Here is a 26,680-nt window from a genome sequence, read left to right as displayed (position 1 = left end):
GTCAATAGGCTTTACTGAAATAAGCCTTATCCAGGACCTCGAAGTCCGGTAAGGTGTTGTGGTGCCATTTATCGATGACGATACCATTTTGCATGAGTAAAACACCGGGGTTTGCCCTTACCATGCTCTTCAGCGGTACCGCGTCGGCATAGAATATTTCCATGAGCAAATCAAGCTCATCGCTTATCCGCTCGGCATCTTGGGTGCTGCTGGCGGTAAGCAATATGGATCGGATATTATAGTGCTCTGCTGCATTCATGACCAACGCATTGATGGTGCGCAGCGCGTCGAGATCCGTTGCGTTCAAATCCCAGGCTACCACGATGATGTTGTAGTAAGGATTTTCAACGAGCTGCTGGGTAAAGTCTTCGCCATTGGCATCCGTAATCAGCAAATCGGGTATAGGCACTTGATAGCCCTTTTTGACCAATCTGCTCTCGGGATCACCGATAATTTCCCAATTTTCATCTTTCCAAAGTTCTTCAGCAAGATAAACCTTGTCTGACACGGTTTTTTGTTCACCCGAAATTTTGTGCTTTAATGTATAGATCACTTCATATTGGTCGCCTTCTTCGCCTTCAGGAAGTGTCATCAAGGCCGGAATATTATTGCCTTTTTTATAAGGCAGGAAATCAATGAATGGTAAAAAATTTATTGTATAGATTCCGATGCCCAACGATACAACGACCAATGCCACCGTGATGATTGATTGGGTGTATCCGTCTGGGATGATGGGGCGAAGCTGCTTCCTGTTGACAAAGACAACGAGGATCAACACGAAGAGCACAAGGTCTTTGCTAAATGACTGCCACGGAGTAAGCGGTATGGCATCGCCGAAGCATCCACACGATGTGACCACTTCAAAGAATGCGGAATAAAACGTAAGGAACGTAAAAAACAGGATCAGCAGTAGTAGTCCCCAGGCCACCGTGCGGCCCCAAAAGCCGAGCAATAGCAGGGCACCGAGCAGGATTTCGAAGCCGCAGATCACAACGGCGATAGCTACCGCATAGTCGTTAAGAAAATGAGTGCCGAAGACATGGAAATATTCTTCCAGCTTGTATCCGAACCCGGTCGGATCGTTGGCCTTGATGAGTCCTGAAAAAATAAATAACAGCCCGGTGACTATTCTGGAAAATCCCAATAAGTAATTGGTACGTGTTCGGTGGTTATTGGATGTCTGCATTTGGGGTGTGCTTTAGGGTTTGTGGTTTGCAAATCCGAGTTTAATCAGTGCAAAGACAGCATAGTTAAGCATGTCTTGGTAGTTGGCTTTTATCCCTTCGGATACGAGGGTTTGCCCTTGGTTGTCTTCAATTTGTTTCACCCGGTAAATCTTCATCAGTATCAGGTCTGTAAGCGATGTCAATCGCATATCCCGCCACGCCTCACCATAATCATGGTTTTTAGCAAACATGAGCTCCTTGGTTTCTGCTACAGCGTCGGAGTATTTTTTTTCGACAGTATCCAGCGATAGGTGCTCCTCGCCGCTCATCCCCAGTTCCGATTGCATCATGGCAATCACACAATAGTTGACGATGCCGATGTATTCGTCCGCGATGCCATCGCCTACTTTGGTGACTTTCTTCTCCTCCAATGTGCGTATACGCTGGGCTTTGATGTAAAGCTGGTCGGTGATGGAGGGCAGGCGCATGATGCGCCAAGCAGTGCCGTAGTCGGCCGTTTTTTTGATAAATAGTTGTTGGCAGTGTTCAATGACGTGATCGTATTGTGCTGATGTATCCATGTTAGGAGCAAAGATAAGGATAAGATGCGAGACGTGGTAGCTGAAACAACACGGGGGAGTCTGGGAAATTCAGGCTGCTTATTATCAAAATTATATAGATATTTGGGCGTGGATACATCAACAATACGGACTGTGCAGGTGACGCGTTACGTGACGCCCCTGCGCGAAGGCGGTTCGCTGCCGGCTATTGCAGAAGCCGACGACGGCTTTCTGTATGCACTCAAATTCCGGGGCGCTGGTCAGGGAAGCAAAGCCCTGGTTGCCGAACTATTGGGCGGCGAAATCGCCCGTGCATTGGGTTTCCGTGTGCCGGAGATCGTGTTTGCCCAGCTTGATGAAGCTTTTGGCCGGACAGAACCGGACGAAGAGATACAGGATTTGCTGCAAGCTAGCACGGGGCTCAACCTCGCCCTACATTTTTTGTCCGGGGCAATCACGTTTGATCCGGTGGTGACCAAACTGGATCCGGTGCTGGCTTCGCGCATCGTATGGCTGGATTGCCTGCTGACCAATGTAGACCGTACAGCTAAAAACACCAACATGTTGATGTGGCATAAGGAGCTGTGGCTCATTGACCACGGGGCGGCGTTATATTTTCACCACACCTGGGACAATTGGAAAGAACAGGCCAGCAAACCTTTTATACAAGTAAAGGACCACGTATTGCTTCGCCAGGCATCGCAATTGGAAGAAGCCGATGCCGAATTGAAGCCGCTGCTCACGGCGACGCTCATCCAGCACATCGTGCGGTTGGTACCCGATGAATGGCTGGAAGACCATGGTGTGCAATCGCCGGAAGAAGCCAGGGCGGTTTATCGGCAATTCATAGGAGCCCGGGTGGCAGCATCGGAGATTTTTGTTAAAGAGGCGCAAGATGCAAGGAAACGGATTATTTGAGTATGCGGTAATCCGCTGGGTCCCCAGGGCGGAGCGTGAGGAGTTTCTCAATATCGGTGTGGTATTGTATTGCCGTGGGCAACGTTTTTTGGATATGCGATATACCCTGAATGCCGATAGGTTGCATGCCTTTTGCCCTGCGGCTGATGCAGCAGAATTGGACAATTATCTACAAGCCTTCCAGCTGATCTGCCGGGGAGGGCAAGCCGGAGGGTTGATTGCCACGTTGCCAGCCGCTGAGCGTTTTCGCTGGCTTACGGCCAAACGGAGCACGATCATCCAGACATCGCCTGTACATCCGGGATTGTGTGTGGATGCAAAGGATACGCTCGAACGGCTGTATCAGGAACTCGTGTTGTAGCCTATTGGGTTATTTACACGCTTTCAGTGCTTGTTCGATCTCCTCAAGCGTGAAGATTCCCATTTCATTGCCAAACGAATTGCCCACATACGTGAGCACATAAGCAATTTCTATCGGGGCGAGCCGGGGATTGGGCGGCATTTCAGCATCAAAGAACTGGCCATGGATGCTGATGGTATCCGAAAGCCCATTTTTTACGATACAGGCCAGTTGGTCACGGTGCCCCAGCAGGAATAAGCTGTCCGTTAGCGGTGGATACAATTTTCCCAGGCCTTCGCCCTTGGCACCATGGCAGTTCTGACATTGCGCTGCGTATAACTTCTGGCCATTTACGGCATATTGCGCGGTACGGATGGCCTGCTCACTTTGGCAGGCATGAACGGACAGGTATATCGCTGCCAGCGCTGCACCAGCATACAAATAGCTATTCCGCGTCATTCATACTCCTTCAAAAGCATGGCCAGCTCATCAAACAAGAGCTGTACCTGGTCATCGTTTGTGCCGTCATACACGCCCCGGATATGCTTGTCTTCATCGACCAACAAGAAATATCCGGAATGGTCGTAGCCACCGGGGACGCCGCTGTCTTCTTTCGTATAAACCATATAACTGTCTGCAAGACCATAGATTTCGGCCTTGCTGCCCGTCACAAACTGCCATTGGTCATTGGTGACGCCCAATTTTTCCGCATATCGTTTCAATACCGACGGTGAGTCATAACGAAAATCGATGCTGTGGGAGAGAAACCGTACCCGCTCGTCGCCCTTATATTGTTCGTATACCTTCAGGAGATTACGTTGCATAATCGGGCAGATACTGGGGCAATGTGTAAAGAAGAAGTTGGCAATGTATACCCCATTGTCAAACGTGTGATTGGTAATGAGGATACTATCCTGATTGAGCAGCTGAAATTCGGGAATACTGTGGTACACCGTGTCGGTGATGGTTTTGCCGTCAACTACCTTGGTTACGGGCTCGCGCGCACCCAATATGGGGAGCGTCCGGGTTTCCGGATTGCAACCGGCCATGATGCTGACCAGGCAACCGCTGATTAAAAAGAAAAAGATACGCATGGGGCCGAATTAGAATTGGGCTAATTTGTCGGTACTTTCCTTCGCTACTTCGTCAAACAGCTGTTGTAAGCCTTTTACTTTTTCCACTTCCTTCTCATAGTACGACTTGATTTCGGTGTTGGATTTATCCTGGGGGTCTACATCGAAATTCGTCATCCACGCCATCATGGAGTCGGTGGCCTGTTCGAGGCGGCCTTTCAAGGCAGCCAACTCCGTGCGTGTTTGTGTGGTGTCTAAGTCGGGATAGGCAGCCTGAAGCTGCGGTAGACTCGCCAGCAGGGAATCAATTTTTACCGTGTTGCGGTCAAAAGCACTGATTTGGGGCATGATTTCATCGTGTACGGTGATGGCTTCGTTGCGCAATTGTTCAATTTCATTGGCTTCTTTGTCGCCGCCATTACATGCCAGCATTGACAGTGCTGCCACACCAAGCTGTAATACTATCTTCTTCATGATATCCATCTATTTGGTCAATTGGCAAAGATAGGGAAAACTGCAGGTTACTCGGGTAACTAACCCTACTTTTCCGTATAATACTCCTCACGGTCTCCACTATGCACATCAATGACACCCGCGACGATCAGATTTACAAGGATACGTTGTGTTTTCCGCTTGGAAAGCTGGAGGTGCTTGCACAGTTCGGGCAGCTGCGATTTGGTATGCGTATGGACATATTCCAACAGTTCTTTTTCTTTGTCCGTATAATTAATGAACACCCCATTGGGCTCATTGCTTCGGCGCAATACATCCACAACCACTTTGCCCGCTAAGACGCTCTTATCCTTTACCCTTACGTACACCCACCACCGCTGGTCTTCATTAAGCGCATAATGCGGTTTAGTATCACTTTCGGCCACTTGGGCCAGCAGTACTACTTTGTCATCCACATAGATTTCATCGAAATGGAGGTCAATGGCCGGGCGGCAATACAAGTGGCCAGCCCGTTGAAGCATGTATTTTTCTTCATCCTCATTTTTTACGCCTTTGATATAGCCGTTGTCATCGACACCCACCAATAGCTTGCCACCTTTGTTATTAGCAAAAGCAACCAATGTCTTGGCAATTTTCTCACAACTGCTGATTTTATTCTTAAAATCGAGCTGTTCGCCCTCTCCCTGCTGTATCAATGTCTTGATGGTCACGCTCGTATACTGGTTAACAGTTTACCATTTATTTTGCTGTATGGTATCGTACGTCTTTTGAATCCTTGACACTGGAAGAGCGGGTCAGACATCAATGCATAGAAGGGATTGGCATTTTCCGATAGTCGCATACGACTACTAAGGTAGCCACAAATTTTGAAAGATGAAAAAATTGGTGCAGATAACCGTGGTGGCAGTGGCCGCTCAGACCTTCCTGCTGGATAAGAAAAATCGCCATTTGATATGACGATTATCATCGGCCTTCCAACCGGACATGGCTTAACTTAGCCAGTAAGTATTTTTTAATTATTAAATGTAAATACAATAAAAACCAATGAACAATTGCAACGCGATGTCATGGACGAACTGAACTGGGATCCAATGGTTGCTGCTTCGGAAATCGGTGTTTCCGCGAAGGATGGAGTCATTACGTTAAGTGGGTATGTAGATAGCTATTCCAAGAAATATGCGGCGGAGAAAGCGGCCAAGCGTGTAAATGGCGTGCTGGCGGTCGCTGAAGACATCGAGGTCAAATTCAGCGAAGCTGGCAGGCGCGACGATACAGCTATTGCGGAGGCCATCTTGAATGCATTTAAGTGGAATACGCTTGTACCCGAATCGAAGCTGAAAGTGAAGGTCGACGAAGGCTGGGTGACGCTTGAAGGTACTGTAGACTGGCAATTCCAGAAAAATACCGCCTACAAAGCGGTACGAGACATTGCGGGCGTAAAGGGCGTTTCGAACCTGATTGCCTTGAAACCCCGCTTGGAAAAGATCGATATTGAAAAGACAATCAGGCAGGCACTCCATCGTAGGGCCAGCGTAAATGCTGAAAACATCAGGGTTCGCACCGAAGGCGGCAAGGTGATCTTGAATGGGAAAGCTAGTACATGGAACGAACGACGGGAAGTTGAAAAGGCCGTATGGTCCTCTCCAGGTGTCACCGAAGTGGAGGACAATATTGCCGTTACTGCATTGTGAGCAAAACCATCAGTCGATTAAAAAGCCGTACTAGTTTAATTGGCACGGCTTTTTACCCGCATCGGATGATCAATGCACAGGACACCACTCTTGCGCAAAATCATAACATTTCATGACCAATGTCAGTACAAAAGCTTAAAAGAGGTACGATATTGTAACCGGTTTAATTAAATAGCGTAGCCATGAAACGATCAGAAACAATACTAATGGGTATCGCCGGTATTTTTGCCGCTGGGGCACTTGTCGGGATTTTATTTGCGCCAAACAAAGGGAAAAGAACAAGTTTCGAACGAAGTTATACACCTCAAAACGGATAAAAAATGAAAACACTGCTTGTGCCCACGGATTTTTCGCAACATGCCTTCAATGCTTGCTTGTACGCGGCTGGCATGGCTGTCGGACATGATTGGAAACTGCATTTGCTGCACGTATATGACACCTATTATGCCGTATCGGCCTATCCGGCCATGACTGGCGCTGCGTGGGCGGAGATCAGGGATGCGGCTGACGAGCAGATGGCTGGTCTTATCACAAAACTGCAAGAACAGTTCCCATCCATTGCAATTTCCGGAGAAAACCGGGAAGGCACCGTCGGCGATGCCGTCGCGAAATCCGCGCGGGAGAAAGCGGTAGACCTGGTAGTCATGGGAACCCACGGGGCTACCGGCCTGAAATATGCCACGCTCGGAAGCAACACGTTTGCCGTCATCCAGAAATCGCCCGTTCCGGTGGCAGCCATACCTGCCGGGGTTTCGACATTCCGTATGGATCGGGTGGGGTTTGCCGTTAATTACCATGTCTCGGAAATCACCGCGCTGGAAAGTTTCACTGAATTGATCAACCGGCCGGTGGATATCATACTCTTCCACCTCTACGGCAAGGGAAAACAGGAGGAAACCCAAAAACTACAGAAATGGGAGAAACGCTTTGAAAAGATAACCAGCGGATCCAGATCGCGATTGCACTTCAAGCTGGCCATTTCCCGTAACCTTCCCGTGGGGATCAACCGCATGGTGTTCAGGGAAGGTCTGAACGCATTGGTCATGACGCCCGTGGACAAACCGTTCTTTGACCGGCTGTTTTCAAAACAGTTGGTCAAGGTGATCGCTCATAAACCGGTCGTGCCCGTTTTTTTCATGAAGGGTGCTGGAAAATAGGGTAGCTAATGACGACAATCATTCTTTTACCTCGCTTTAGTCATCCCTTGCCAGCCCCATTAAGGCGATATTTGATTAACCAATAGGAGGTGTTATGAAACGAATATTATGTCCTTTTGATTTTTCGGACGTTGCGGAAAATGCCGTGAAATATGCTTGCCATCTTGCAAAAGATCTGAATATGGCTGTGTCGTTGTTGTACATTGAGCAGATTCCCACATGGCAGGGATCTTTTCCGGTCGATGGTGGGTTTCTCCCTTATATTGACGACCAGGCAGGGAATGCGGAAGATCGGCTTAGATCGTTTGCGGCGGATGTGCAGCAGCGGTTTGGTGTATCTTGTACCTATGAAGTGAAAATAGATGCCCACACGCTTGCCGATGCGCTGGGAAAGGAGATAGCGGCTGGGGATTTCGAGTTTGTGGTCATGGGAACCCACGGTGCAGCAGACGCTTTTGACAAATTACTGGGCACCAATACCTATCAGGCTATCCGTAAAACCAATAAGCCGTTTCTGCTGGTGCCGAAGTATGCCGCATTCAAACCGCTCTCGCGAATTTTGTATGCCACGGATTATTGCCCGGAAGACCACCGCAATGTGAAACACTTATTGGCACTGGCGGCACCATACAAACCGCAGCTTACCGTCTTTCATATCAGCAAGAAGGGAACCGTGGTCAGTGATGAACTATTCCGGTGCTTCCGGGATGTCCTGGAAGATGAATTGGGCAATAAAAGGCCCATTGAATTTAAACGCATGGTGGGCGATGATGTACCGCAATTGCTTCAGGAAGCCATGGAAAGCGAAGACTTATTGGTACTGCTCACTAAACATTACAACATCCTCGAAAGGGTGGTTCATCGCAGTACCATTCGCAAACTCAGCTTTTTGGCCGACTTCCCGATATTGATCTATCCGTATACGATGGACATCGCATAATGTTTATCGCAATTATACAGATTTCTTGCTGCCATTGAGCAGCTGCTCCAATTGGTAAAGTAAGGTTAATTCTTTCTTGTTGTTGCCGTGGAATGCAAAAGCGATTCGATTGGCAGAAAGCAAGATCCGTTCCTTGAGGGAACTGGCAATAAAATCTGGGTTTTCCTTGACAAAGGCTTCAAATTCGTTAAAAGCGCTATCGGGTGCATAATCGGCGTCGTCTAACCAATCGAAGATGGCCTCCATCTGGAAAGCAGCATCGCTGCCAAAGGGATCTGCGGTATCCTCCAAATCCAACCAATTGGTTTGAATCTCTTTTTTGAGCGTGGTGCGCTCCGCAGGGGCAACATGCCTGTCGACGGCTGCTATACTATACAGTAGGAAGCCAAGTTTGCGGTAAAATTCCAACCATTTTCTTCTTGAGTACATGATGTTATGATTTTTGATATACACGAAAATCTGGTAATAAATAATACGTACGCATGACATCGCTTATTGTATAAGGTGATTGATATCATACCTGAAAATCAACAGTCTAAGAGCCATCGGAATTTTGATGAAGAAATATGCTGGATTTCAATTTAAGTTTTATTTTAGCGCGGTAATTTTATTTCAAATGACCAAGGATAAAAACCTAAAGGTATCCAATGCCAAAAACGTATGGATGTTGGTTATCGTGGCTGCGCTCGGCTACTTCGTCGATATTTATGATCTCGTAATTTTCTCTATCGTGCGGGTGCAAAGCTTCCGGGATATCGGTATTCCAGAAGCGGAAATGCGCATGGATGGCGAATATGTGCTCAATATGCAAATGGGCGGGCTGCTGCTCGGTGGCTTACTCTGGGGGATATTGGGAGATAAATTTGGTCGCGTCAAGGTGCTGTTTGGCTCCATCTTGTTATATTCCGCTGCCAATATGGCCAATGGATTCGTGCAGGATATCCATACATATGCGGTCATTCGCTTTGTTGCGGGCATTGGTTTGGCAGGTGAGCTGGGTGCGGGTATTACATTGGTTAGCGAAAGCATGAGTAAAGGCAAGCGCGGATATGGCACGATGATCGTGGCGTCGGTTGGTGTATTGGGGGCGGTGGCCGCGTATTACGTTTCGGCGCTTTTTGATTGGCGGAATGCATATTTTGTTGGGGGAGGAATGGGGTTGGTGCTACTTATTCTCCGCGTGGGCACATTCGAGTCGGGTATGTTCAAAGAGGTGACCGCCCGGCCCATAGAAAGGGGCAAGCTGAGCATGCTCTTCACCAACGCCGAGCGCTTCAAACGGTATTTGTATTGTGTGCTGATTGGATTACCCTTATGGTTTGTGGTGGGTATTTTAATAACGCAGGCCCCGGAATTCGGCAAGGCGTTGGACGCACCCGTTACATTGAGTGCGGGCCGGGGTATTCTCTTTGGTTATATCGGCATTGCAATAGGCGATGTGTTTGCGGGGCTGTTTGCGCAGCTGACCAAGTCAAGGCGGCTTGTTGTCTTCCTTTTTCAGCTTTCTACGATTGGAACGGCCATCTGGTATTTGAGCAGTGAAGGGCTTTCGGAAGCGCGCTTTCATTGGATAGCATTCTGTATGGGCACTGCGGTAGGCTATTGGGCGACGTTTGTCACCATTGCTTCAGAACAATTCGGTACCAACCTCCGGGCTACGGTCACAACCACGGTGCCGAATTTCGTACGGGGAGCGCTGATACCATCTACGTTGTTATTTGAGTTTTTTGTAGGCCATTTTGGCATCATTACAGCTGCCTATGTCATGATTTTCCTGCTCACGGCAATAGCGATGTTTGCCCTCAGCCAGCTAAAGGAAAGTTTCAGTAAAGATTTGGATTTTGTGGAAGATTAGCCTTTGGGGCATTTCTTGCATCGTTTGCCGCGTTTATATTTCTTGCAGCATTTTTTGAACTCGCATCCGGCAAGATAAGGATTCATCCCTTTGAAAGTCTGTGGGTCTGTCGCACAGGACAGCGGACATTCAGTGGTTGCCAATACGAAAAATGGGCGCTCATCATACATCACGCCACAAAGTTAACGCTTTATTTAGATAAATTCCAATTAGAAGCACGGGAATTTTTAATGCGCAGCGTGGTTGCATTTGGACGATTACTGCATCTTTTGTAACTTGTGGACATTCCCGGCTAAGGGAATGTCCAATGTATAAACGGTTATGATTAATAAAGTAGTAAATGACGTTCAGGAGGCTATCGCGGGCATCACCGACGGTATGACTCTGATGTTGGGTGGCTTTGGTTTGTGCGGTATACCTGAAAACTGCATCAAGGAAATTGTCAGGCAAGGGATTTCCGGGCTTACCTGCATTTCAAACAATGCAGGGGTGGATGATTTCGGCATTGGGCTAATGCTTCAGAAACACCAAGTCAAGAAAATGATAGCCTCCTATGTAGGTGAAAATGCCGAGTTTGAACGCCAGCTGCTCAGCGGTGAGCTGGAGGTGGAACTGATTCCGCAGGGTACATTGGCTACGCGGTGCCTTGCCGCAGGCTACGGCATGCCTGCTATTTTCACACCTGCTGGTGTGGGCACGGAAGTGGCGGACGGGAAGGAGGTACGCAATTTCGGGGGCAGGGACTATGTGATGGAAATGGCTTTTGAGGCTGATTTTGCTATTGTGAAAGCGTGGAAAGGCGATACTGCTGGCAACCTCATCTATCGGAAGACGGCACGCAATTTCAATCCAGTCATGGCTATGGCGGGTAAGATGACCATAGCGGAGGTAGAAGAATTGGTAGTCGTGGGGGAGCTGGATCCGGATCATATCCATACACCCGGTATTTATGTACACCGCATTTTCCAAGGGCAAGGCTACGAAAAGCGCATCGAGCAACGTACGATAAGAAAGCGTGAAGGGATAAACTTGGCTAAAGCTGTGGATTATGCTGGATAAAAATGGAATAGCTAAACGCATTGCCCAGGAAATTAAAGATGGGTATTATGTGAATTTAGGTATAGGTATCCCTACGCTGGTAGCCAATTTTATACCTGATGGTATCCAGGTGGTGCTCCAGTCCGAAAATGGCCTGCTGGGCATGGGACCATTCCCTTACGAAGGGGAGGAAGATGCCGATCTTATCAATGCAGGCAAGCAGACCATCACAATGGCGCCGGGTGCGGCAGTATTCGACTCGGCGATGAGTTTTGGGATGATCAGGGCGCAGAAGGTAGACCTGACCATTTTAGGGGCGATGGAAGTATCGGAATATGGCGATATTGCTAATTGGAAAATACCGGGAAAGCTGGTCAAGGGCATGGGTGGAGCCATGGATCTGGTCGCTTCGGCCAAAAATATCGTCGTGGCCATGCAGCAGGTCAATAAAGCAGGGGAGAGCAAGCTGCTGCCCCGATGTACGCTGCCGCTTACCGGTGTACGGTGCATCCGGAAAGTGGTGACCGAAATGGCGGTGTTTGAAGTGGATAGTGAAAATGGTGGTTTCCGGTTGCTGGAGCGTGCGCCCGGAGTGAGCGTTGAGGAAATACGGAAAGCAACAGCTGGCAGGTTCATTGCATCGGGAGATATCCCTGAAATGCGGCTTTAAAGGGCTTTAGTGCGCAATTCGGCAGAAATCTCATCCGTGATAGCGACAATGGGGGCCGGATCATCCGTATTATTAATAATAATGCGATCACATTGATCCCGGAAAGGCAAGAGGTATTGCCGGTAGGCAGGCATCACATGGTTTACCCATTTATATCGCACGTCTTCTTCATTATAGCCGCGTTCTATCAGATCCCGTCTCAAGCGCCTTTGCAAAGCAATGTCTTCTTCGGCATGCAGGAAAATACGGTGATTGAGCAGGGCATTCACTTCCTCATAATAAAAAATAAACAACCCTTCAATGATCAAAACGGGCGCGGGCTTGGTCTCTAGCAGCTTTGGTTTCAGTGCTTGGTTATTGAATGTATACTCTTCCCGGTAAATGGTCTGGCCGCTGAATAAGGCGGCAATGTTTTTGGAAAATGCTGGCCTGTCAATCGCTGTGGGCAGATCAAAGTTGTACAGCTTGTTTTCCTCCTGCGTCTTGGTATGGGCAGGGATGTAATAGTCGTCTTGTGAGATAAGCGCTATTTCATGCGGAGCAAAATGATTGAGGAAACAATTCAGGAAGAATGTTTTACCCGATCCGCTGCTCCCCGCGATGCCGATGACATAAGGCGCGTTAGTTGTTGGTGTCATTCGGGGTACCGTAGGAAAGTTCCACTTGGAAGCGTCTGTCTAATACGCCGATGAGCGATGCTGCTGATTTTGAAACAACAATAATGGCGTCTTTCGTCTCTGCGGTTTCTGCAAATTTGCCTACTACCTTGATTAGTGCCGTGCGATTCGTCATCGGATTGGTGATTTTGACCACGGTACCTATGGGTGCGGTTTTGTGCAACGCCAACATGCTGCCTGCCCCTTGGTTGAGATCTTCTATCCATACACCGATTCCCTTTTCGGTCATCTCGCGGATGCCGTATCTGTTTTCGGGTATGACCATTTGGTCAGCTGAGGCTGCCGTAGCCGAAGAATCCCCGACGGCAATAAGTTGGCTTACTGTGGGGGCCGGAGGAGGAAGTTCCTTATTCGGTATTTTAAGGACTGTGCCTGCTTTCACCGTGTCATTGGTGAGCCCATTTGCCCGTTTGATGCTTTCAATAGAAATAATAAACCGTTTGGAAATGGTGAAGAGTGTTTCACCATTGCCGACCTTATAGGCGGTATACTCGTCTTGTGACAATACCGGCGGGGGTGTTGGCTGAGTGGTAGCTTCAGCAGCGATTTCTTTACTGCTGGTCGCTGCCACATTATCGGTAGTTACACTACTGGGCATGTCGGTAGGAATACGCAGCGTGTCACCGACTTTCAGTGGTTTATTGCCATTTGCTGCAATAATTTGCTTAACCGGTATACCATATTGCCTGCTCAATCCATAGTATGTTTCCTTGGCTTCCAATTGATGGATAATGATTTTTTTGCCATTTTCATGTGTGACACGTATGGAATCCGTCTTTTCCGACGCGGCCTTTAGTGAGAAGCTGCAGCAGCCCAAGAATACAACCACAAAAAATGATGCACGATATAGATAGGTTGCCTGATATGTAATGTCCATATTAAAAATTCGTTGCAATTATACTAAATACGAAACAATTTCTTGTTTATTATCGCCAATTATGAAAAGCAACTGGTCGATCATAAAGAATAATTCCGGTATCATCTTAGCTAAATTTGTTAAAATTATCGTATCAGCCAAAATAGTTAACCCATTGGATACAACTAATCTGACACGGAATGTCTGGCGATCTTTTTCGTGGAACGCCCAAACGTGCTTTGCCCCGGTTTGGCAATAAAAAATGTCGCCATAGGCAGCGTAATCTAACAACATAGGAATTTCACCCGTGTATGTTTGGGGTATGACGATATCGGGGCCGATAGGTTTATTGGCGGAAATGTTAAATTGTGTTAAATTTCCATTGGCCAGGTCGAGGTATTGCTCATAGCCGCCGGCGAAGTTGCGATGCCGGACGGTAAGTTGCCGGTTGCCGATGTTTACCAGCGTATAATTGAACTGCTCCCACCGTAGCTTGCCTGTAAATGCATCCACGCACGCAATGCCGGGACTATCCGGACTATCCGGGGCAAAAGCCCGCAAGATCAGCTTGCCGTCGGTAATTCCGGCCAAGGTCCAATGCCGATCGCCGTAAGGCATTTCGTGTAGCAGGGATTGGCCTGTCGTGTAGTCAAGGGCGGAAAATGCAGGATTACCGTTATCCTGGTTGCGCGACTCCACGGCGAATATGCTGTTGGCTGCATCGACTTCGATGCGCCAGATGAGGCCCAAAAAACTTTTTCGGAATGCAGTTTTTAATGTATATTTATCCATGATTACGACCATTCAAAATTATGAGGTTTTAAATGATATGTGCAAAAAAATGCCGATAAAGAAATTATTCGGTTTGACATCACTCATCGCATGGTTGATAGGTGTTGCTTTTGCTGTGCATGCACAGCAGGTCTATCAGTTTGACTTAAAGGAGGATATAGGGCCTAACGCTTGGCGGACAGTCAAGAATGCATTTACAAAAGCCGAAGCAGCCAAGGCGGACATGGTGCTGATAGAGATGAATACCTTCGGCGGCATGGTCAACTTTGCTGACTCGATCCGTGTGCGGATATTGGATTCACCCCTTGAAACAGCGGTTTTCATCAACCACAATGCCGCATCTGCCGGAGCGTTGATCGCATTAGCCACTGATCGCATATATATGAGCAAGGGCTCAAGCATCGGAGCAGCCAGCGTGGTTGACCAATCGGGACAGGTATTGCCCGAGAAGCACCAATCTTATATGCGGGGCCTGATGCGGGCAACAGCCGAAGCCACGGGGCGTGATCCAAAAGTAGCTGAAGCGTTTGTGGATCCCGACGTGGATGTGCCCAATGTCAAACCTGCAGGCAAAGTGCTTACACTGACATCATCCGAAGCGGTAAATATCGGATTGGCGGAAGCCGAAGTGGCATCGGTGGATGCTGTACTGGCTGCCGAAGGAATAAACGCGCCGCAGATCACCGTACATCAGGTCACAGCTACTGACCGGATTATCGCTTTTCTCATCAATCCGGCAGTCAGTGGCATATTGATGCTGCTTATCATCGGGGGGATTTACTTTGAAATGCAAACACCAGGTGTTGGGTTTGCATTGGTGGTTGCTGTTATCGCTGCGGTACTTTTCTTTGCGCCGTTATATATTCAGGGACTGGCCGACAACTGGGAAATCGCTTTGTTCATTGGGGGGGTGGTGTTGATATTGCTGGAATTGTTTGTCATCCCCGGCTTCGGGGTGGCGGGGATATTAGGCATTATCTGTTTGGTATGTGGATTAGCGTTCAGCATGGTCGCTAATGATTATTTTAATTTTTCAATCAGCGAACCGGGTATGTTGTTCAATTCGTTTTTGTTGGTCATCGCTTCTATGGTGATAGCTACTGTGGCAATGGTTATTTTTGGTAAGAGTTTGTTGAAAACCAGGGCCTTCCAGCGGTTGGTGTTGCAGGACGAACAACGTTCGCAGGAGGGCTACACATCATCGCGAACGAATACAGCATTGGTCAATAAGGAAGGGAAAGCCAAGACCGTACTCCGCCCATCCGGCAAAGTGGAGATAGATGGCAAATGGTACGATGCTGTGGCACTGGATGGTTTTATTGACATTGGTGAAGAGGTCTATGTAGAGAAGCATGAAAACTATAATCTTTTTGTCAGAAAGAAGCGTGCGTTATGATGCCCTCGTAAACTTTTTGTAGCTTTCGCTGTTTTAGAGACGTATAAATTTTTAACATCATGAACCCAAAAGCAATTAGTTTAGAAGAGAAGAAACTGAGACCCGTCGTTGATCATTTGAATGATCTGTTGGCCAATTACCATATTCATTACCAGAAGTTGCGGGGATGCCATTGGAATGTCCGTGGTAGCCATTTTTTTACCCTGCATGCTAAATTTGAAGAACTATATACGAATGCTTTGACGACTATTGACGAATTGGCTGAGCGTATCCTCACGTTGGGCAAATCGCCGTTCAGCACGTTCAAGGACTACGTAAGCAATGCGGAGATCAAGGAAGTGGATACAATAGGCATGAAAGATGTCGATATGGTGAAGGCCATTATTGGCGATTTGGAGGCGCTTATCGCCATGCAGCGCGATTTGCTTGAAATTACCTCTGAAGCGGAAGATGAAGGCACGAATGATATGGTCAATGCCTTTATGCAATTCAATGAGAAACAAAATTGGATGCTCACAGCTTTCGTGAATAAGGCTTGATGTAAGGTAAGGGTAAGAAAGGCCTGTTTGGAAATGAAATCCAGACAGGCCTTTTTTGCGTTAAAACTTTAATCCTATGGACAACAATACGTTGTGCCGTTGATTTTTCACTTCAGCGACAGGGCTGTATAGGCCCGCTGCGTCATCCAATACGTAGGGACTCATGTTGTAACTCCGTTGGAAATTTTGGTAGGTCAGATCCACATAAACATTGTTGATACGGTAGCCCAAGCCTCCAGAAACTGTTTGTCCGGTGTAATCGATGCTTTCATCGCTATAAGGACTGCCGGTATATCCGTATCCGGCCCTGACCATTAGCTGTGGTGCAATCAAGTATTCACCGCCAATTCTGAAGTTGACTGCACTGGAATACGTGTTTGCTATCCCATCGTTAAATTCGCTATCATAAGATGCATCAGAAGATGACATGGACATGCTGGCATAGTCGACATAATCAATGTCTGCACTCAGAAGCCCATCGCCAAAGATATAAGCCAAGCCACCGCTTAGTTTGTATGGCGTACGTAGGTTATAGTCGTAATACACCGGTTCGCTGGGGTTTTCATCAAAGCTATCCGTACCGTCTGTAAGGTAATTGGTGATGCCAAAATAATCTTCGTAGTCATTGGTGAGGCTATACCAGGTGGGCGTGGTCGCTGAAAGGCCGATTTGCACTTGCGGAATGGGTTTGAAAATCACGCCAAGCTTGGCGTTGAAACCATTTCCGCTGGTATTGGACCAGTATTCATCATCGAACGCATATTCAGATTCTAGTAGCGGGTTGTACAATTCATAATCGCTGTTGCTGGGATTGACAAAGCGCGAGTTGGGATTTTGGCTATAGATATAACCATAATCCATGATTGCTCCGTCTTCCATAAACAGCCTGTTCATGCGGTTGTTGATGCGGGTGAAGCCGACGCTTGCACCGATATAAAGTTGATTTGAATAGTTGGCTCCAAAGGAAAGGTTAGTTTCGGATTGGTGGCCTTTTTCACGGTAATATGCTGTTTGCACGTCGTCTAAGGTGGTCATTGGAATGAGCTGGCCACTGGCATTTTCATCAACCATGCCGAATTGCCACCCGATATCGCCGAGGAGGAAGCCATCCTCAAGCGCCATGAAGTCGCCGTAGCTGCTTTCATTGTTTACTCCTGTAAATCCCAGTGTGGAGTGGAAGTTGTTCGTCTGGTGATAACCGACACCGATATTGAAATTTAACCAGCCTGTTGAAAGGTTGCTGCCCCTGGCCTTTCGGGTAGGGATGTGGAAGACAGCCGCGGCTTGGTTGATGGCAAACTTGTCGGCATTATTGCTGCTATTGGTGCCGAAGTAAAGCGCCTTATTGACATCGCTGCTAAAGTCAAAAGACAAACCGATGTCTGACTGTCCAAAAAATCCAAGGCCGGCAGGGTTTCCCGAAACAGAGCTGAGATCACCACCAAGCGCAGTTTGGGCATTTCCCAACGCTTTGAAACGTGCCGACGCACCCTGTTCGGGTTGTGAAAACCGCAGGAATTCATCTAACGATTGCGCGTGGGCCGGGATAAAAGCACATCCCAATAATGAAGCTAAAATCAATATATTTTTTGGCTTTATCATATGCTAATATTGCTAAAGGATTTATAATGAAGGCCAGCCAATCTACTGGTGATAGATTGTAGCTGACCTCTATGTTGTATTTATTGTTTTGTTTTTCCGGATTTTAAAGGACTATCCTCTGCCTCTTCCACCACTACGGCTGCTGCCACCGCCGCTGCTTCTTCCGCTACTGCTAGCACCAGAAGAACGTGAGGGAGGCGATACCGAAGATCCCCTGCTGCCGCCAGACGAGCGTGGCGGTGTTACGCTGGTGGGGCGTGTGGTCGAAGCTGGCCGTGCTGGGCGCGCGCTGCTGCCGGTCGGCCGGGTAGTCGAAGCTGGTCTTGCGCTCTGTCCTGCGGGCCTCCGCGTGGTTGTTCCCACGGGGCGCGTCGTTTGGCCGGCAGGGCGGGTAGTGCCACTTCTTATGCCTGTATTGCTTGTGCCACGAACGGTACTGCTTGGCCGCGTACTGCCTCTCACAGCTGATGTAGCACTTCCACGCGTCCCGGAAGCACGGGTCGCTCCATCACCAGCACTGCGTGTAGCCACCGTGCGGGTAGAGATACGGCCATTAGCATCCCGGCTGATGGCTGTTCGGCTTGCCGTTCTGGATGATCCGGCGACGCTGCTTGAACGGCCTGTCCGGACATCCATACGCGAACGCGAAGCGGTGCGGGTACCTCTGGTTCGATTATCAATGATGATTGCTCCGGGGTAATAGCTACCCCATCCGCCCCAGCCCCAACCGCTGTAAGCGTATGGTCCTCCGAATCCCCTGCCGTAGTAAGGTGATCCCCAGCCCCAATATCCGCCATAATAGGGATTATACCAACTGCTGCCCCAACCGAGGCCCCATCCGCCCCATCCGAAACCGAGGCTCCAGGCGCTACTCCAGCCCAAACCCCAACCGGGTCCGTACCAAGAATTGAATCCGTACCAGGGATCAAACCAGGGATCGTAATAGCTCATACCGGGGGAGTAGTAATGGAATCGGTTTATCCGATTGGCATACTCGCTATCACTATATTCATCGGCATAGTAATCGTTGTAATAATCACTATCCGCGTACTCATCTTCGTAATAACCATCCGCTGCAACGGCTTGCTGTTCATCCTGCACCGTTCCTTCATCATAATAATAGTCCGGACTTTGGTAGCTTTCTTCCACCGCTCGGGCATTATTATTATAGACGTCGTCATGGAATGCAACCTGCCGCGAAGTGCTACATGCACCCAAAAACAGGATGCTTGCTAAGGTTATCATGCTGACTACTAATCTATTGGTTCTCATGTTAATTATCCTTTCGTTTGGTTAAAGCCCACGCTTTTATCTAATAGACAATATTCCATGGGATTGGTTTAATCCCGTGCTGTTTTTTTGTTCGGTAAATTTGCCAAAAGGGGCTACCTTTGCTTGGCAGAATTTAACGTGTATTCATCCACAAAAATTATACTAATTTTATAGAAAGTCAATATGAGCAAAGGAATTACTAGTCGCGAAACAGATTATTCCCAATGGTACAATGAGCTTGTCGTAAAGGCCGACTTGGCAGAGCATTCCGCTGTGCGGGGATGCATGGTCATTAAACCCTATGGTTATGCCATTTGGGAAAAGATGCAGGCGGCGCTAGACAAGATGTTTAAAGACACGGGCCACAGCAATGCTTATTTTCCTTTGTTCATTCCGAAATCTTTCTTTTCCAAGGAAGCTTCCCATGTAGAAGGCTTTGCCACAGAGTGCGCAGTGGTGACCCACTATCGATTAAAGAATGATGGATCGGGCAACATCGTGGTAGACGAAGAAGCCAAACTGGAAGAGGAACTTATCGTACGGCCCACCTCGGAAACCATCATTTGGAATACGTATAAGGGTTGGATAGAGTCTTACCGGGATTTGCCACTTTTGATCAACCAATGGGCCAATGTGGTGCGGTGGGAAATGCGTACACGGCTATTCCTCCGTACTGCCGAGTTTCTGTGGCAGGAAGGGCATACCGCGCATGCTACACAGGAAGAGGCTGTAGCCGAAGCGGAGCAGATGCTTGGCGTATATGCGGATTTTGCTGAAAACTGGATGGCATTGCCCGTAGTGCGGGGACGAAAAACCGAAAATGAACGGTTTGCGGGCGCGTTAGATACGTTGTGTATTGAGGCATTGATGCAGGATGGCAAGGCCCTGCAAGCTGGTACTTCACATTTCCTCGGACAGAATTTTGCCAAAGCGTTTGACGTGAAGTTCACCGCCAAAGATGGGAAGCTTGATTATGTATGGGCCACCTCATGGGGCGTATCTACCCGCTTGATGGGTGCATTGATCATGGCACATTCGGATGATCAGGGCTTGGTATTGCCCCCTAAGCTGGCACCCATCCAGGTGGTCATTGTGCCCATATACAAAACCGAAGCGGAGCGGCAAGTGATAGGCGGACTCGCGGATACGCTGATTGCCGAGTTGAAGGCGAAAGCCATTTCCGTCAAATATGACGACCGGGATACGCATCGGCCGGGATTCAAATTTGCCGAATGGGAACTGAAAGGGGTACCCGTACGTATTGCCGTGGGTACAAGAGACATGCAAAACGGTACGGTAGAAATCGCACGCCGCGATACCCAAGCCAAGGAAACAGTGCCACAAACTGGATTGGCCGACAGGGTGGAGCAACTGCTGGAAGATATCCAGCGCGATATCTATGACAGGGCAGCGGCATTCCGTGAGGCCAATACAGTGGAAGTGGATACATACGAAGCGTTCAAGCAGGTGCTGGATGAAAAAGGGGGCTTTGTGGCTGCCCATTGGGATGGGACGGTGGAGACTGAAAAACTTATCAAGGAAGAAACCAAGGCGACGATCCGCTGCATCCCGTTGAATAGTAAAATGGAGGAAGGTACGTGCATACGTACGGGTAGACCATCGACACAACGGGTGCTGTTTGCAAGGGCGTATTAGTGGATGAATAGCAATCGATGAACGTACTTATCGTAGGATGTGGATGGGTAGGCACGCACGTGGCCACCAACCTGGTAGCGGACGGCCATCGGGTATGGGCGACATGCACATCGGCGGGCAAGGCCCTGCAGTTGGAACAGTTGGGGTTGGTTTCGCAAGTAGCTGATTTTGACAAGGAATACTGCACTGCCGATTTCGACGGCGAGGCGTTTGATTTGGCTATCATCAGTGTTCCCATCACACATCGGGATACGTTGGACGTGGTGGCCGATCGATTTTCCAGGCTGTCCGCTTTTATGCAAAAGTTATCGTTCAAGCAATCGGTGTTTTTCGGTTCAGTAGGTATCTATCCTCAGGTAAGCGCAGAGATTGCCGAGGATACATTTGCGGATGAGGAATTGGATGCCAGATTATTGCTTGGAGAGTCAACACTACGCTCGGCATTCCCCGGTTTGAACATCCTGCGATTGGGCGGGTTGTTTGGCTTTGAGCGGGTCATGGCCAAACATTTTGTCGGCAAGGTTTGTCAAATTGGTTATCAGACGGCAAATTTTGTGCACGTCACGGATATCGATGGGATTATCCGCGCGATGGTTGCAAAGCATGCTCAGGGAAAAACATACAACGTAGTTTGCCCTGAACATCCGCTGAAAAAGGATGTCATCGAAGTATCGGCAATAAAATATGGCTATGGACTTCCCGAGGCTTTTTCAGACACAGACACGACGGCGAAAATTGTGTCGCCAGATCGGTTGATGACTGAGCTTGACTATCAGTTTGTATACAGCTCGCCGCTTCAATTCTAACAGGTATTTAAATAGTTTTTGCCATGAGATATAAATTCGCAACGAAAGCCATACACGCCGGGCAGCATGCCGATCCCACTACGGGCGCAGTGATGACACCTATCTACCAGACGTCTACTTACCGCCAAGCAGCGCCGGGTGATCACCAGGGATTCGAGTATTCCCGAGGTACCAACCCCACGCGTAAGGCATTGGAGGATTGCCTTGCCGCACTGGAAAACGGAAACCATGGATTGGCTTTTTCCAGCGGGATGGCTGCTACGGAGACCGTATTGAAGTTGTTGAAACCTGGGGATGAAGTGATCACGGGCGACGACCTTTATGGCGGCTCATACCGTATGTTTACGAAAGTGTATGCACATTATGGTATCAAATTTTATTTTGTAGATACGTCCAAGCCCGAGCAGATTGAGGAAAAAATGACAGTCAATACCCGCCTGATATGGATTGAAACACCTACCAATCCCACGCTGAAGCTGGCGGATATTGCCGCCATCGGAAAATTGGCCAAAAGGGCAGGGGCGCTGTTGGCTGTAGACAACACCTTTGCTTCACCCTATCTGCAAAATCCGTTGGATCTGGGGGCGGACATCGTGATGCATTCCGTAACGAAGTATATCGGCGGGCATTCGGACGTCGTGATGGGTGCCTTGGTGATGAATGACAAGGGACTATACGACAAGCTGTTCTTTTATTACAATGCCTGTGGCGGCACGCCCGGACCTCAAGATAGTTTCTTGGTACTGCGTGGTATCAAGACACTGCACCTGCGTATGCGCGCTCACTGTGAGAATGGCCGCAAGGTGGCCGAATACCTTAAAACACATCCCCGGATCGAAAAAATCTATTGGCCGGGGTTTGAAGACCATCCCGGCCATGGCATTGCGAAACAACAAATGCGCGATTTCGGTGGCATGGTATCCATCGTGCTGAAAGATGCATCACTTACGGATACATTTAAAGTGGCTTCTTCCTTCAAGGTATTTACACTGGCCGAATCGCTGGGCGGTGTGGAGTCGCTCATCAACCATCCGGCCACAATGACCCACGGATCCATACCCAGGGAAATCCGTGAACGTGTGGGGGTGGTAGACAACCTCATCCGTATCAGTGTAGGGATTGAGGATATTGACGATTTGTTGGAAGATTTGGCGCAGGCATTGGGATAATGGCATTCGATATCAAATATTTTCTTGACCGTAAAGTGGATGAATACAATCGCCCGGCATTTATCAGCGACGACCCGATTTGTATCCCGCATCGGTTTGCGCGTGCCCAAGATGTAGAAATCATGGGATTCTTGGCAGCCGTCCTGGCTTGGGGGCAGCGCAAGACCATCATCAACAAGTGTACAGAACTCATTGCCCGCATGGATGGCGCGCCTTTTGATTTCGTGCGGCACCATCAGGCAGCTGATCTGAAACAGTTGCTCGGCTTTAAGCACCGTACATTCAACGACACGGATCTGCTGTATTTCATCAATTTTTTCCGCACGCATTATGCGCAGTATGATTCGTTGGAAGATGCATTCATCCCGTATGTTGCCGATGGTGAGTTCAGGGCAGCGTATATGGAGGCGCATTCTTCCGTTGATGGCGATACGCCCCTCGCGTCTTCGGTTTGTTATTTGAATAAACTGAAAGCACCTCCGTTCAGTGTGGAGCAGGCATTAAACCATTTCCGCACCCATTTTTTCGGGTTGCCCGAGTATCCGCTACGCACGCGGAAGCATATCAGTTCGCCCTTGCAAAACTCGGCATGCAAGCGGCTGAATATGTTTCTACGTTGGATGGTGCGCCAGGATGATAATGGGGTAGATTTTGGCCTATGGAAGCGGATATCGCCTGCGCAGCTGGTTTGTCCCTGCGATGTGCATGTCGAACGGGTGGCTCGTAAACTTGGGCTTATCCATCGTAAACAATCCGATTGGAAAACGGCCATGGAGCTGACGGGCAACCTGCGGTTATTGGATGCCAATGACCCGGTAAAATATGATTTTGCCTTATTTGGTTTAGGTGTTGAGGGTGCCATGTAAGCGGGATACGCTTTTTTTGACTACTTTTGCCTTTATATGGTCGATATGACATGAAAAAGATTCGTTTTTCTACCGTTATTACGTTAGTGCTGGGCGTATTCGTCATTGTACTTTTACTGAGCCCGGACGCAAAGGCATGGGTAAGTCGCGGTTTGATGGCAATCGGCCTATACAAACCAGATTTGGCTACTGACAAAGCGGACAAACTTGAACAACCATCTCCAACGGAGGCAGTGGGGAAGCCGTCTGTTTTCTTTACGGATGGCGACGGCGATCGCATTGATGCAGCCAACCAGCAAGGTAAAGTGGTGTTCATCAATTTTTGGGCTACCTGGTGCCCGCCTTGCATTGCCGAGTTGCCGTCTATTGATAAGCTTTATCAGCAGTTTAAAGACAACGAAGAGATTGTTTTTGTGATGGTTGATGTAGACAGCCGCTATGAGCAGTCCAAACAGTTTATGGCTGACAAAAAACTGACCCTGCCCGTGCATGTTCCTTCAGGAAATATTCCGGGCCATTGGCTCGGCAGTGCCATTCCTACCACCATCATCCTCGATAAGCAGGGACAGCTGGCGGCGCGCCATGAAGGGATGGCCGATTACAGTCGGCCTGAAGTGGTTGAATTTATCCAGAAACTAATTGCCGAATAATTTCCTAGGGGTTTTAAGTTGCTACTCGTAAACTTTTGGATTGACACAGTACGGCAGGGGGTCGCCGCGAAGTCCCGCAAGCAGGTTTTCCACCGTCAGTTGCATCATCTTCATGCGGGTTTCAATGGTAGCCGAGCCGATATGCGGCAAAATGGCAACATTCGGCATTTCGAGCAGCGGATTATCAGGCGCCATCGGTTCCGGATTGGTTACATCGAGGCCGGCACCCCATATCATTCCCTTTTCAAGGGCATCCCGGAGATCTGCTTCATGGTGCATCAAACCCCTGGCTGTATTAATAAAAATGGCGGAGGCCTTCATTTTCGAAAAAGTATCACGGTTGAACATCCCGCGGGTCTGGTCGCTAAGGTTGGCGTGCACGCTCAGCACATCGCTTTGCTCCAGCAACTCGTCAAATGAAACCCTGCGGGCACCCAGTTCTTTTTCGGCCTCTTCATGGTGCCCCCTGTTGTGATAGATGATGGGCATGTCAAAGGCATATCGGCAGCTTTTGGCCATTTCATAGCCGATGCGACCCAATCCATAGATGCCAAGGGTCTTGCCTTGCAGATCAACTCCCAAATCAGCCGTGGGGTCAAAAAATCCCCAATTGCCCCGTAGGATTTCTTTATGTTTGTGGATTGCTTTACGTGCTACGCTTTGCATCAATAAAAAAGCGGTATCGGCGGTCGCCTTGCTCAGCACACCGGGCGTATTGCCAATGGGGATACCCAATTGAGTGGCTGCTGCCACATCCACATGGTCGTACCCTACACTGCATAGCGCAATGACGCGGAGGTGGCTGCATGTCGTTAAAAATTGCTTATCGATAGCATGCCCGCCGACACTGAATAATGCGTCATTGGCTTTTGCATACCGGATAAGCTCATCGGGAGTCAAATCACGCTTTTCCGTCCATTCGGAAAGCTTATGGCCCTGATCAGTCAATGACTGTTTGATGGTTGCTGGGACTTGTCGGGTTATAAAGATGTTCATCATGATATCCGACGATAAATATAAGGTTTTTATTTTTTAACAGCGATTTTTGTCTTAGGTTTGCGCGAATCAAAGCGCAGCAGCATGACCCGTTCCGAACTTATCCAACAAATCAAGGCCAAGCGTTCTTTTCTTTGCATTGGTCTCGATACGGATATTGACCAATTGCCACCGCACCTGCTTGATAGCGAAGATCCGGTTTTTGAATTTAACCGGCAGATCATCGCAGCGACAGCCGACTTGTGTGTGGCCTATAAACCCAATGTGGCCTTTTATGAAAGCAGGGGCATAGCTGGCTGGAAAAGCTTGCAGAAAACGTGGGAAGCGTTGCCAAAAGATTGTTTGCGTATCGCTGACGCCAAACGGGGTGATATCGGCAATACAGCCAAACGATATGCGCAGGCATTTTTTGACCAAGAAACCTCAGGACTGGGTTTTGATGCCATTACCATTGCTCCTTATATGGGTCATGATTCCGTGCAGCCTTTTCTGGAGTTTGAGGGCAAGTGGGGGATTGTGCTTGCACTTACATCCAATGCCGGGGGGCTGGATTTTCAGACTATCCCCAATGGGGATGGTGTGCAGCTTTTCGAACAGATCATCCAAAAAACCAATACATGGGGCAGTATCGGCAATCTCATGTACGTCGTTGGGGCCACGCGGGGCGAAGCCTTTGCTACCATCCGCAAACATGCGCCAGATCATTTTCTGCTCGTGCCGGGAGTGGGCGCGCAGGGGGGGAGCTTGAGCGACGTATGCAAATATGGCATGAATGCCGACTGTGGACTGCTCGTGAACGCCACACGTTCCATCATCTATGCATCCAAAGGAAAAGACTTTGCCGAGAAAGCAAGGCAGGAAGCATTGGCCTTGCAGCAAGAAATGGAAGGTGAGCTGTTGGCCAGCGGTATCCTATAGGACTGTTGGCTCAAGTTTATTGCCCGTTAAGACGAGCCACCCAATTGGCAAACGCATCCATGAAATCACGCAGGAATTTCTCGGTAGACTCCTTGATTAGGCTTCCATCATCTGCAAAAAGTTCGTTTGCATGGCCGATATATGCTTCGGGCTGGGCCATCGTCGGTATATTGAGATAAGCCAATGCCTGCCGGAGGTGATGATTCGCGCCGAAGGCACCGATGGCGCTAGGCGACACGCTTACCACGGCGGCAGGTTTGCCATCCCAGGAGCTTTCGCCATAAGGGCGTGAACCTACGTCCAATGCGTTTTTCAGTACACCCGGAATGGTCCGGTTGTATTCCGGCGTTACAAACAGTAAACCATCGCAATCTTTCAAATGCTTGCGGAAAAGTACCCATTCCTCCGGGGGAGACTCATCAAGATCCTCGTTATAAAACGACAACCTGCTGATATCCATCAATTCTAATTGGAGTGAATCGGGTGCAAGCGTTATCAGTGCCTTTGCGGTCTTCCGACTAAAGGAAGCCTGTCTGAGGCTTCCCACATAAACTGCAATTTTATAAGCCATCATATAGCTATAAGCGTTTATGTGCCGAAAATGTTTGCTGTTTTTGTATTTAC

The 26,680-nt window shown here is 48.6% G+C and carries 31 protein-coding genes; 17 read left to right on the top strand and 14 right to left on the bottom strand.

What is annotated here, in order from left to right:
- Position 1: 1 nt before the first annotated feature.
- Both BMW65_RS04535 and BMW65_RS04530 read right to left on the bottom strand, forming a co-directional pair.
- Complete coding sequence (locus tag BMW65_RS04535; RefSeq protein WP_090603170.1) at positions 2-1,186, bottom strand: BT_3928 family protein; 1,185 nt, start codon at positions 1,184-1,186, stop codon at positions 2-4.
- Positions 1,187-1,198: 12 nt separating this feature from the next.
- Positions 1,199-1,747: a DUF1599 domain-containing protein gene (locus BMW65_RS04530; protein WP_090603168.1), complete on the bottom strand. Its 549-nt coding sequence runs from the start codon at positions 1,745-1,747 to the stop codon at positions 1,199-1,201.
- Positions 1,748-1,849: 102 nt separating this feature from the next.
- Here BMW65_RS04530 and BMW65_RS04525 point away from each other — a divergent pair, with 102 nt between their 5' ends.
- Both BMW65_RS04525 and BMW65_RS04520 read left to right on the top strand, forming a co-directional pair.
- The gene (locus BMW65_RS04525; RefSeq protein ID WP_177180999.1) at positions 1,850-2,644 is read left to right on the top strand and encodes a HipA family kinase; all 795 of its coding nucleotides are present in this window, start codon (positions 1,850-1,852) and stop codon (positions 2,642-2,644) included.
- Positions 2,622-3,005 carry a DUF3037 domain-containing protein gene (locus tag BMW65_RS04520; protein ID WP_090603167.1) on the top strand — a complete coding sequence of 128 codons (384 nt, stop codon included), beginning with the start codon at positions 2,622-2,624 and terminating at the stop codon, positions 3,003-3,005. The genes BMW65_RS04525 and BMW65_RS04520 overlap by 23 nt, the downstream gene beginning before the upstream one ends.
- A 9-nt stretch (positions 3,006-3,014) precedes the next feature.
- On the opposite strand, the gene BMW65_RS04515 is transcribed toward BMW65_RS04520, so the two are convergent.
- The 4 genes from BMW65_RS04515 to BMW65_RS04500 all read right to left on the bottom strand — a co-directional run bounded on the left by BMW65_RS04515 (position 3,015) and on the right by BMW65_RS04500 (position 5,220).
- Positions 3,015-3,443: a c-type cytochrome gene (locus BMW65_RS04515; protein WP_090603165.1), complete on the bottom strand. Its 429-nt coding sequence runs from the start codon at positions 3,441-3,443 to the stop codon at positions 3,015-3,017.
- A complete protein-coding gene (locus BMW65_RS04510) occupies positions 3,440-4,078 on the bottom strand; it encodes an SCO family protein (RefSeq protein WP_218145346.1) in 639 nt (212 codons plus the stop codon). Before BMW65_RS04510 ends, BMW65_RS04515 begins: the two co-directional genes overlap by 4 nt.
- Before the next feature lie 9 nt (positions 4,079-4,087).
- The gene (locus BMW65_RS04505) at positions 4,088-4,531 is read right to left on the bottom strand and encodes a transposase (RefSeq protein ID WP_143053803.1); all 444 of its coding nucleotides are present in this window, start codon (positions 4,529-4,531) and stop codon (positions 4,088-4,090) included.
- Between the two features lie 65 nt (positions 4,532-4,596).
- Complete coding sequence (locus BMW65_RS04500; protein ID WP_090603162.1) at positions 4,597-5,220, bottom strand: AlbA family DNA-binding domain-containing protein; 624 nt, start codon at positions 5,218-5,220, stop codon at positions 4,597-4,599.
- A 342-nt stretch (positions 5,221-5,562) separates the two neighbouring features.
- On the opposite strand from BMW65_RS04500, the gene BMW65_RS04495 reads away from it, so the two are divergent.
- From BMW65_RS04495 to BMW65_RS04485, 4 genes are all read left to right on the top strand, one after another.
- Positions 5,563-6,201: a BON domain-containing protein gene (locus BMW65_RS04495; RefSeq protein ID WP_262497307.1), complete on the top strand. Its 639-nt coding sequence runs from the start codon at positions 5,563-5,565 to the stop codon at positions 6,199-6,201.
- Positions 6,202-6,383: 182 nt separating this feature from the next.
- Positions 6,384-6,518: a YtxH domain-containing protein gene (locus BMW65_RS23825; RefSeq protein WP_143053802.1), complete on the top strand. Its 135-nt coding sequence runs from the start codon at positions 6,384-6,386 to the stop codon at positions 6,516-6,518.
- 3 nt (positions 6,519-6,521) lie between these two features.
- The gene (locus tag BMW65_RS04490; protein ID WP_090603159.1) at positions 6,522-7,358 is read left to right on the top strand and encodes a universal stress protein; all 837 of its coding nucleotides are present in this window, start codon (positions 6,522-6,524) and stop codon (positions 7,356-7,358) included.
- Between the two features lie 94 nt (positions 7,359-7,452).
- Positions 7,453-8,298, top strand: a complete 846-nt coding sequence (locus BMW65_RS04485; RefSeq protein WP_090603158.1) for a universal stress protein — start codon at positions 7,453-7,455, stop codon at positions 8,296-8,298.
- A 12-nt stretch (positions 8,299-8,310) separates the two neighbouring features.
- Here the strand turns inward: BMW65_RS04485 and BMW65_RS04480 are convergent, their stop codons facing one another.
- Positions 8,311-8,727, bottom strand: a complete 417-nt coding sequence (locus tag BMW65_RS04480; protein ID WP_143053801.1) for a TerB family tellurite resistance protein — start codon at positions 8,725-8,727, stop codon at positions 8,311-8,313.
- A 187-nt stretch (positions 8,728-8,914) separates the two neighbouring features.
- Here BMW65_RS04480 and BMW65_RS04475 point away from each other — a divergent pair, with 187 nt between their 5' ends.
- From BMW65_RS04475 to BMW65_RS04465, 3 genes are all read left to right on the top strand, one after another.
- Positions 8,915-10,153, top strand: a complete 1,239-nt coding sequence (locus BMW65_RS04475; protein WP_090604215.1) for an MFS transporter — start codon at positions 8,915-8,917, stop codon at positions 10,151-10,153.
- Positions 10,154-10,474: 321 nt separating this feature from the next.
- Complete coding sequence (locus tag BMW65_RS04470) at positions 10,475-11,212, top strand: CoA transferase subunit A (protein ID WP_090603155.1); 738 nt, start codon at positions 10,475-10,477, stop codon at positions 11,210-11,212.
- On the top strand, positions 11,202-11,861 hold the full coding sequence (locus BMW65_RS04465; RefSeq protein WP_090603154.1) for a 3-oxoacid CoA-transferase subunit B: 660 nt from the start codon (positions 11,202-11,204) through the stop codon (positions 11,859-11,861). The genes BMW65_RS04470 and BMW65_RS04465 overlap by 11 nt, the downstream gene beginning before the upstream one ends.
- Here the strand turns inward: BMW65_RS04465 and BMW65_RS04460 are convergent.
- Genes BMW65_RS04460 through BMW65_RS04450 form a run of 3 tightly spaced genes read right to left on the bottom strand, consistent with a single transcriptional unit; the run spans position 11,858 to position 14,186 of the window.
- The gene (locus tag BMW65_RS04460; RefSeq protein WP_090603152.1) at positions 11,858-12,499 is read right to left on the bottom strand and encodes a uridine kinase family protein; all 642 of its coding nucleotides are present in this window, start codon (positions 12,497-12,499) and stop codon (positions 11,858-11,860) included. The genes BMW65_RS04465 and BMW65_RS04460 overlap by 4 nt on opposite strands.
- On the bottom strand, positions 12,483-13,415 hold the full coding sequence (locus BMW65_RS04455) for a DPBB and LysM peptidoglycan-binding domain-containing protein (protein WP_090603151.1): 933 nt from the start codon (positions 13,413-13,415) through the stop codon (positions 12,483-12,485). The genes BMW65_RS04460 and BMW65_RS04455 overlap by 17 nt, the downstream gene beginning before the upstream one ends.
- Positions 13,416-13,433: 18 nt before the next feature.
- A complete protein-coding gene (locus BMW65_RS04450; protein WP_177180998.1) occupies positions 13,434-14,186 on the bottom strand; it encodes a DUF4905 domain-containing protein in 753 nt (250 codons plus the stop codon).
- A 49-nt stretch (positions 14,187-14,235) separates the two neighbouring features.
- Here BMW65_RS04450 and BMW65_RS04445 point away from each other — a divergent pair, with 49 nt between their 5' ends.
- Positions 14,236-15,582 carry an NfeD family protein gene (locus BMW65_RS04445; RefSeq protein ID WP_090604213.1) on the top strand — a complete coding sequence of 449 codons (1,347 nt, stop codon included), beginning with the start codon at positions 14,236-14,238 and terminating at the stop codon, positions 15,580-15,582.
- Positions 15,583-15,641: 59 nt separating this feature from the next.
- Positions 15,642-16,121: a Dps family protein gene (locus BMW65_RS04440; protein ID WP_090603147.1), complete on the top strand. Its 480-nt coding sequence runs from the start codon at positions 15,642-15,644 to the stop codon at positions 16,119-16,121.
- Between the two features lie 60 nt (positions 16,122-16,181).
- On the opposite strand, the gene BMW65_RS04435 is transcribed toward BMW65_RS04440, so the two are convergent.
- Positions 16,182-17,723 (bottom strand): OmpP1/FadL family transporter, encoded by a 1,542-nt coding sequence (locus BMW65_RS04435; protein WP_090603146.1) that lies wholly within the window; start codon positions 17,721-17,723, stop codon positions 16,182-16,184.
- Positions 17,724-17,834: 111 nt separating this feature from the next.
- A complete protein-coding gene (locus BMW65_RS04430) occupies positions 17,835-18,995 on the bottom strand; it encodes a hypothetical protein (RefSeq protein WP_143053800.1) in 1,161 nt (386 codons plus the stop codon).
- Positions 18,996-19,178: 183 nt separating this feature from the next.
- Here BMW65_RS04430 and proS point away from each other — a divergent pair, with 183 nt between their 5' ends.
- The 5 genes from proS to BMW65_RS04405 are packed head-to-tail and all read left to right on the top strand — an operon-like array spanning position 19,179 to position 24,142.
- Positions 19,179-20,651 (top strand): proline--tRNA ligase, encoded by a 1,473-nt coding sequence (gene proS / locus BMW65_RS04425; protein ID WP_090603142.1) that lies wholly within the window; start codon positions 19,179-19,181, stop codon positions 20,649-20,651.
- A 17-nt stretch (positions 20,652-20,668) separates the two neighbouring features.
- The gene (locus BMW65_RS04420; protein WP_090603141.1) at positions 20,669-21,457 is read left to right on the top strand and encodes a Rossmann-fold NAD(P)-binding domain-containing protein; all 789 of its coding nucleotides are present in this window, start codon (positions 20,669-20,671) and stop codon (positions 21,455-21,457) included.
- 23 nt (positions 21,458-21,480) lie between these two features.
- A complete protein-coding gene (locus BMW65_RS04415) occupies positions 21,481-22,626 on the top strand; it encodes a cystathionine gamma-synthase (RefSeq protein ID WP_090603139.1) in 1,146 nt (381 codons plus the stop codon).
- Positions 22,626-23,492, top strand: coding sequence for a TIGR02757 family protein (locus BMW65_RS04410; RefSeq protein WP_090603138.1), 867 nt, complete (start codon positions 22,626-22,628; stop codon positions 23,490-23,492). The genes BMW65_RS04415 and BMW65_RS04410 overlap by 1 nt, the downstream gene beginning before the upstream one ends.
- Positions 23,493-23,542: 50 nt before the next feature.
- A complete protein-coding gene (locus tag BMW65_RS04405) occupies positions 23,543-24,142 on the top strand; it encodes a TlpA family protein disulfide reductase (RefSeq protein ID WP_090603136.1) in 600 nt (199 codons plus the stop codon).
- Between the two features lie 21 nt (positions 24,143-24,163).
- Here BMW65_RS04405 and BMW65_RS04400 read toward each other — a convergent pair whose 3' ends face one another.
- Positions 24,164-25,141, bottom strand: a complete 978-nt coding sequence (locus BMW65_RS04400; RefSeq protein ID WP_245747499.1) for a 2-hydroxyacid dehydrogenase — start codon at positions 25,139-25,141, stop codon at positions 24,164-24,166.
- A gap of 81 nt (positions 25,142-25,222) precedes the next feature.
- Between BMW65_RS04400 and pyrF the strand changes: the two genes are divergently transcribed.
- Positions 25,223-26,056 (top strand): orotidine-5'-phosphate decarboxylase, encoded by an 834-nt coding sequence (gene pyrF, locus BMW65_RS04395; protein ID WP_090603133.1) that lies wholly within the window; start codon positions 25,223-25,225, stop codon positions 26,054-26,056.
- 16 nt (positions 26,057-26,072) lie between these two features.
- Here pyrF and BMW65_RS04390 read toward each other — a convergent pair whose 3' ends face one another.
- Positions 26,073-26,630 (bottom strand): NADPH-dependent FMN reductase, encoded by a 558-nt coding sequence (locus BMW65_RS04390; protein WP_218145344.1) that lies wholly within the window; start codon positions 26,628-26,630, stop codon positions 26,073-26,075.
- Between the last annotated feature and the right edge of the window lie 50 nt (positions 26,631-26,680).

Source organism: Parapedobacter koreensis, from assembly GCF_900109365.1.
GTDB lineage: Bacteria > Bacteroidota > Bacteroidia > Sphingobacteriales > Sphingobacteriaceae > Parapedobacter > Parapedobacter koreensis.
This window is presented reverse-complemented; position numbering and strand designations above follow the sequence as displayed.

Bases quoted from the DNA above. Each gene is read 5' to 3' on its own strand.
- BMW65_RS04470 (WP_090603155.1), top strand. From the start codon at position 10,475: ATGATTAATAAAGTAGTAAATGACGTTCAGGAGGCTATCGCGGGCATC.
- BMW65_RS04520 (WP_090603167.1), top strand. From the start codon at position 2,622: ATGCAAGGAAACGGATTATTTGAGTATGCGGTAATCCGCTGGGTCCCC.
- BMW65_RS04475 (WP_090604215.1), top strand. From the start codon at position 8,915: ATGACCAAGGATAAAAACCTAAAGGTATCCAATGCCAAAAACGTATGG.
- BMW65_RS04410 (WP_090603138.1), top strand. From the start codon at position 22,626: ATGGCATTCGATATCAAATATTTTCTTGACCGTAAAGTGGATGAATAC.
- BMW65_RS04535 (WP_090603170.1), bottom strand. From the start codon at position 1,186: ATGCAGACATCCAATAACCACCGAACACGTACCAATTACTTATTGGGA.
- proS (WP_090603142.1), top strand. From the start codon at position 19,179: ATGAGCAAAGGAATTACTAGTCGCGAAACAGATTATTCCCAATGGTAC.
- BMW65_RS04430 (WP_143053800.1), bottom strand. From the start codon at position 18,995: ATGAGAACCAATAGATTAGTAGTCAGCATGATAACCTTAGCAAGCATC.
- BMW65_RS04435 (WP_090603146.1), bottom strand. From the start codon at position 17,723: ATGATAAAGCCAAAAAATATATTGATTTTAGCTTCATTATTGGGATGT.
- BMW65_RS04455 (WP_090603151.1), bottom strand. From the start codon at position 13,415: ATGGACATTACATATCAGGCAACCTATCTATATCGTGCATCATTTTTT.
- BMW65_RS04405 (WP_090603136.1), top strand. From the start codon at position 23,543: ATGAAAAAGATTCGTTTTTCTACCGTTATTACGTTAGTGCTGGGCGTA.
- BMW65_RS04465 (WP_090603154.1), top strand. From the start codon at position 11,202: ATGCTGGATAAAAATGGAATAGCTAAACGCATTGCCCAGGAAATTAAA.
- BMW65_RS04450 (WP_177180998.1), bottom strand. From the start codon at position 14,186: ATGGATAAATATACATTAAAAACTGCATTCCGAAAAAGTTTTTTGGGC.
- BMW65_RS04505 (WP_143053803.1), bottom strand. From the start codon at position 4,531: ATGAAGAAGATAGTATTACAGCTTGGTGTGGCAGCACTGTCAATGCTG.
- BMW65_RS04510 (WP_218145346.1), bottom strand. From the start codon at position 4,078: ATGCGTATCTTTTTCTTTTTAATCAGCGGTTGCCTGGTCAGCATCATG.
- BMW65_RS04445 (WP_090604213.1), top strand. From the start codon at position 14,236: ATGCCGATAAAGAAATTATTCGGTTTGACATCACTCATCGCATGGTTG.
- BMW65_RS04480 (WP_143053801.1), bottom strand. From the start codon at position 8,727: ATGTACTCAAGAAGAAAATGGTTGGAATTTTACCGCAAACTTGGCTTC.
- BMW65_RS04490 (WP_090603159.1), top strand. From the start codon at position 6,522: ATGAAAACACTGCTTGTGCCCACGGATTTTTCGCAACATGCCTTCAAT.
- pyrF (WP_090603133.1), top strand. From the start codon at position 25,223: ATGACCCGTTCCGAACTTATCCAACAAATCAAGGCCAAGCGTTCTTTT.
- BMW65_RS04440 (WP_090603147.1), top strand. From the start codon at position 15,642: ATGAACCCAAAAGCAATTAGTTTAGAAGAGAAGAAACTGAGACCCGTC.
- BMW65_RS04460 (WP_090603152.1), bottom strand. From the start codon at position 12,499: ATGACACCAACAACTAACGCGCCTTATGTCATCGGCATCGCGGGGAGC.
- BMW65_RS04515 (WP_090603165.1), bottom strand. From the start codon at position 3,443: ATGACGCGGAATAGCTATTTGTATGCTGGTGCAGCGCTGGCAGCGATA.
- BMW65_RS04415 (WP_090603139.1), top strand. From the start codon at position 21,481: ATGAGATATAAATTCGCAACGAAAGCCATACACGCCGGGCAGCATGCC.
- BMW65_RS04390 (WP_218145344.1), bottom strand. From the start codon at position 26,630: ATGATGGCTTATAAAATTGCAGTTTATGTGGGAAGCCTCAGACAGGCT.
- BMW65_RS23825 (WP_143053802.1), top strand. From the start codon at position 6,384: ATGAAACGATCAGAAACAATACTAATGGGTATCGCCGGTATTTTTGCC.
- BMW65_RS04530 (WP_090603168.1), bottom strand. From the start codon at position 1,747: ATGGATACATCAGCACAATACGATCACGTCATTGAACACTGCCAACAA.
- BMW65_RS04400 (WP_245747499.1), bottom strand. From the start codon at position 25,141: ATGATGAACATCTTTATAACCCGACAAGTCCCAGCAACCATCAAACAG.
- BMW65_RS04485 (WP_090603158.1), top strand. From the start codon at position 7,453: ATGAAACGAATATTATGTCCTTTTGATTTTTCGGACGTTGCGGAAAAT.
- BMW65_RS04420 (WP_090603141.1), top strand. From the start codon at position 20,669: ATGAACGTACTTATCGTAGGATGTGGATGGGTAGGCACGCACGTGGCC.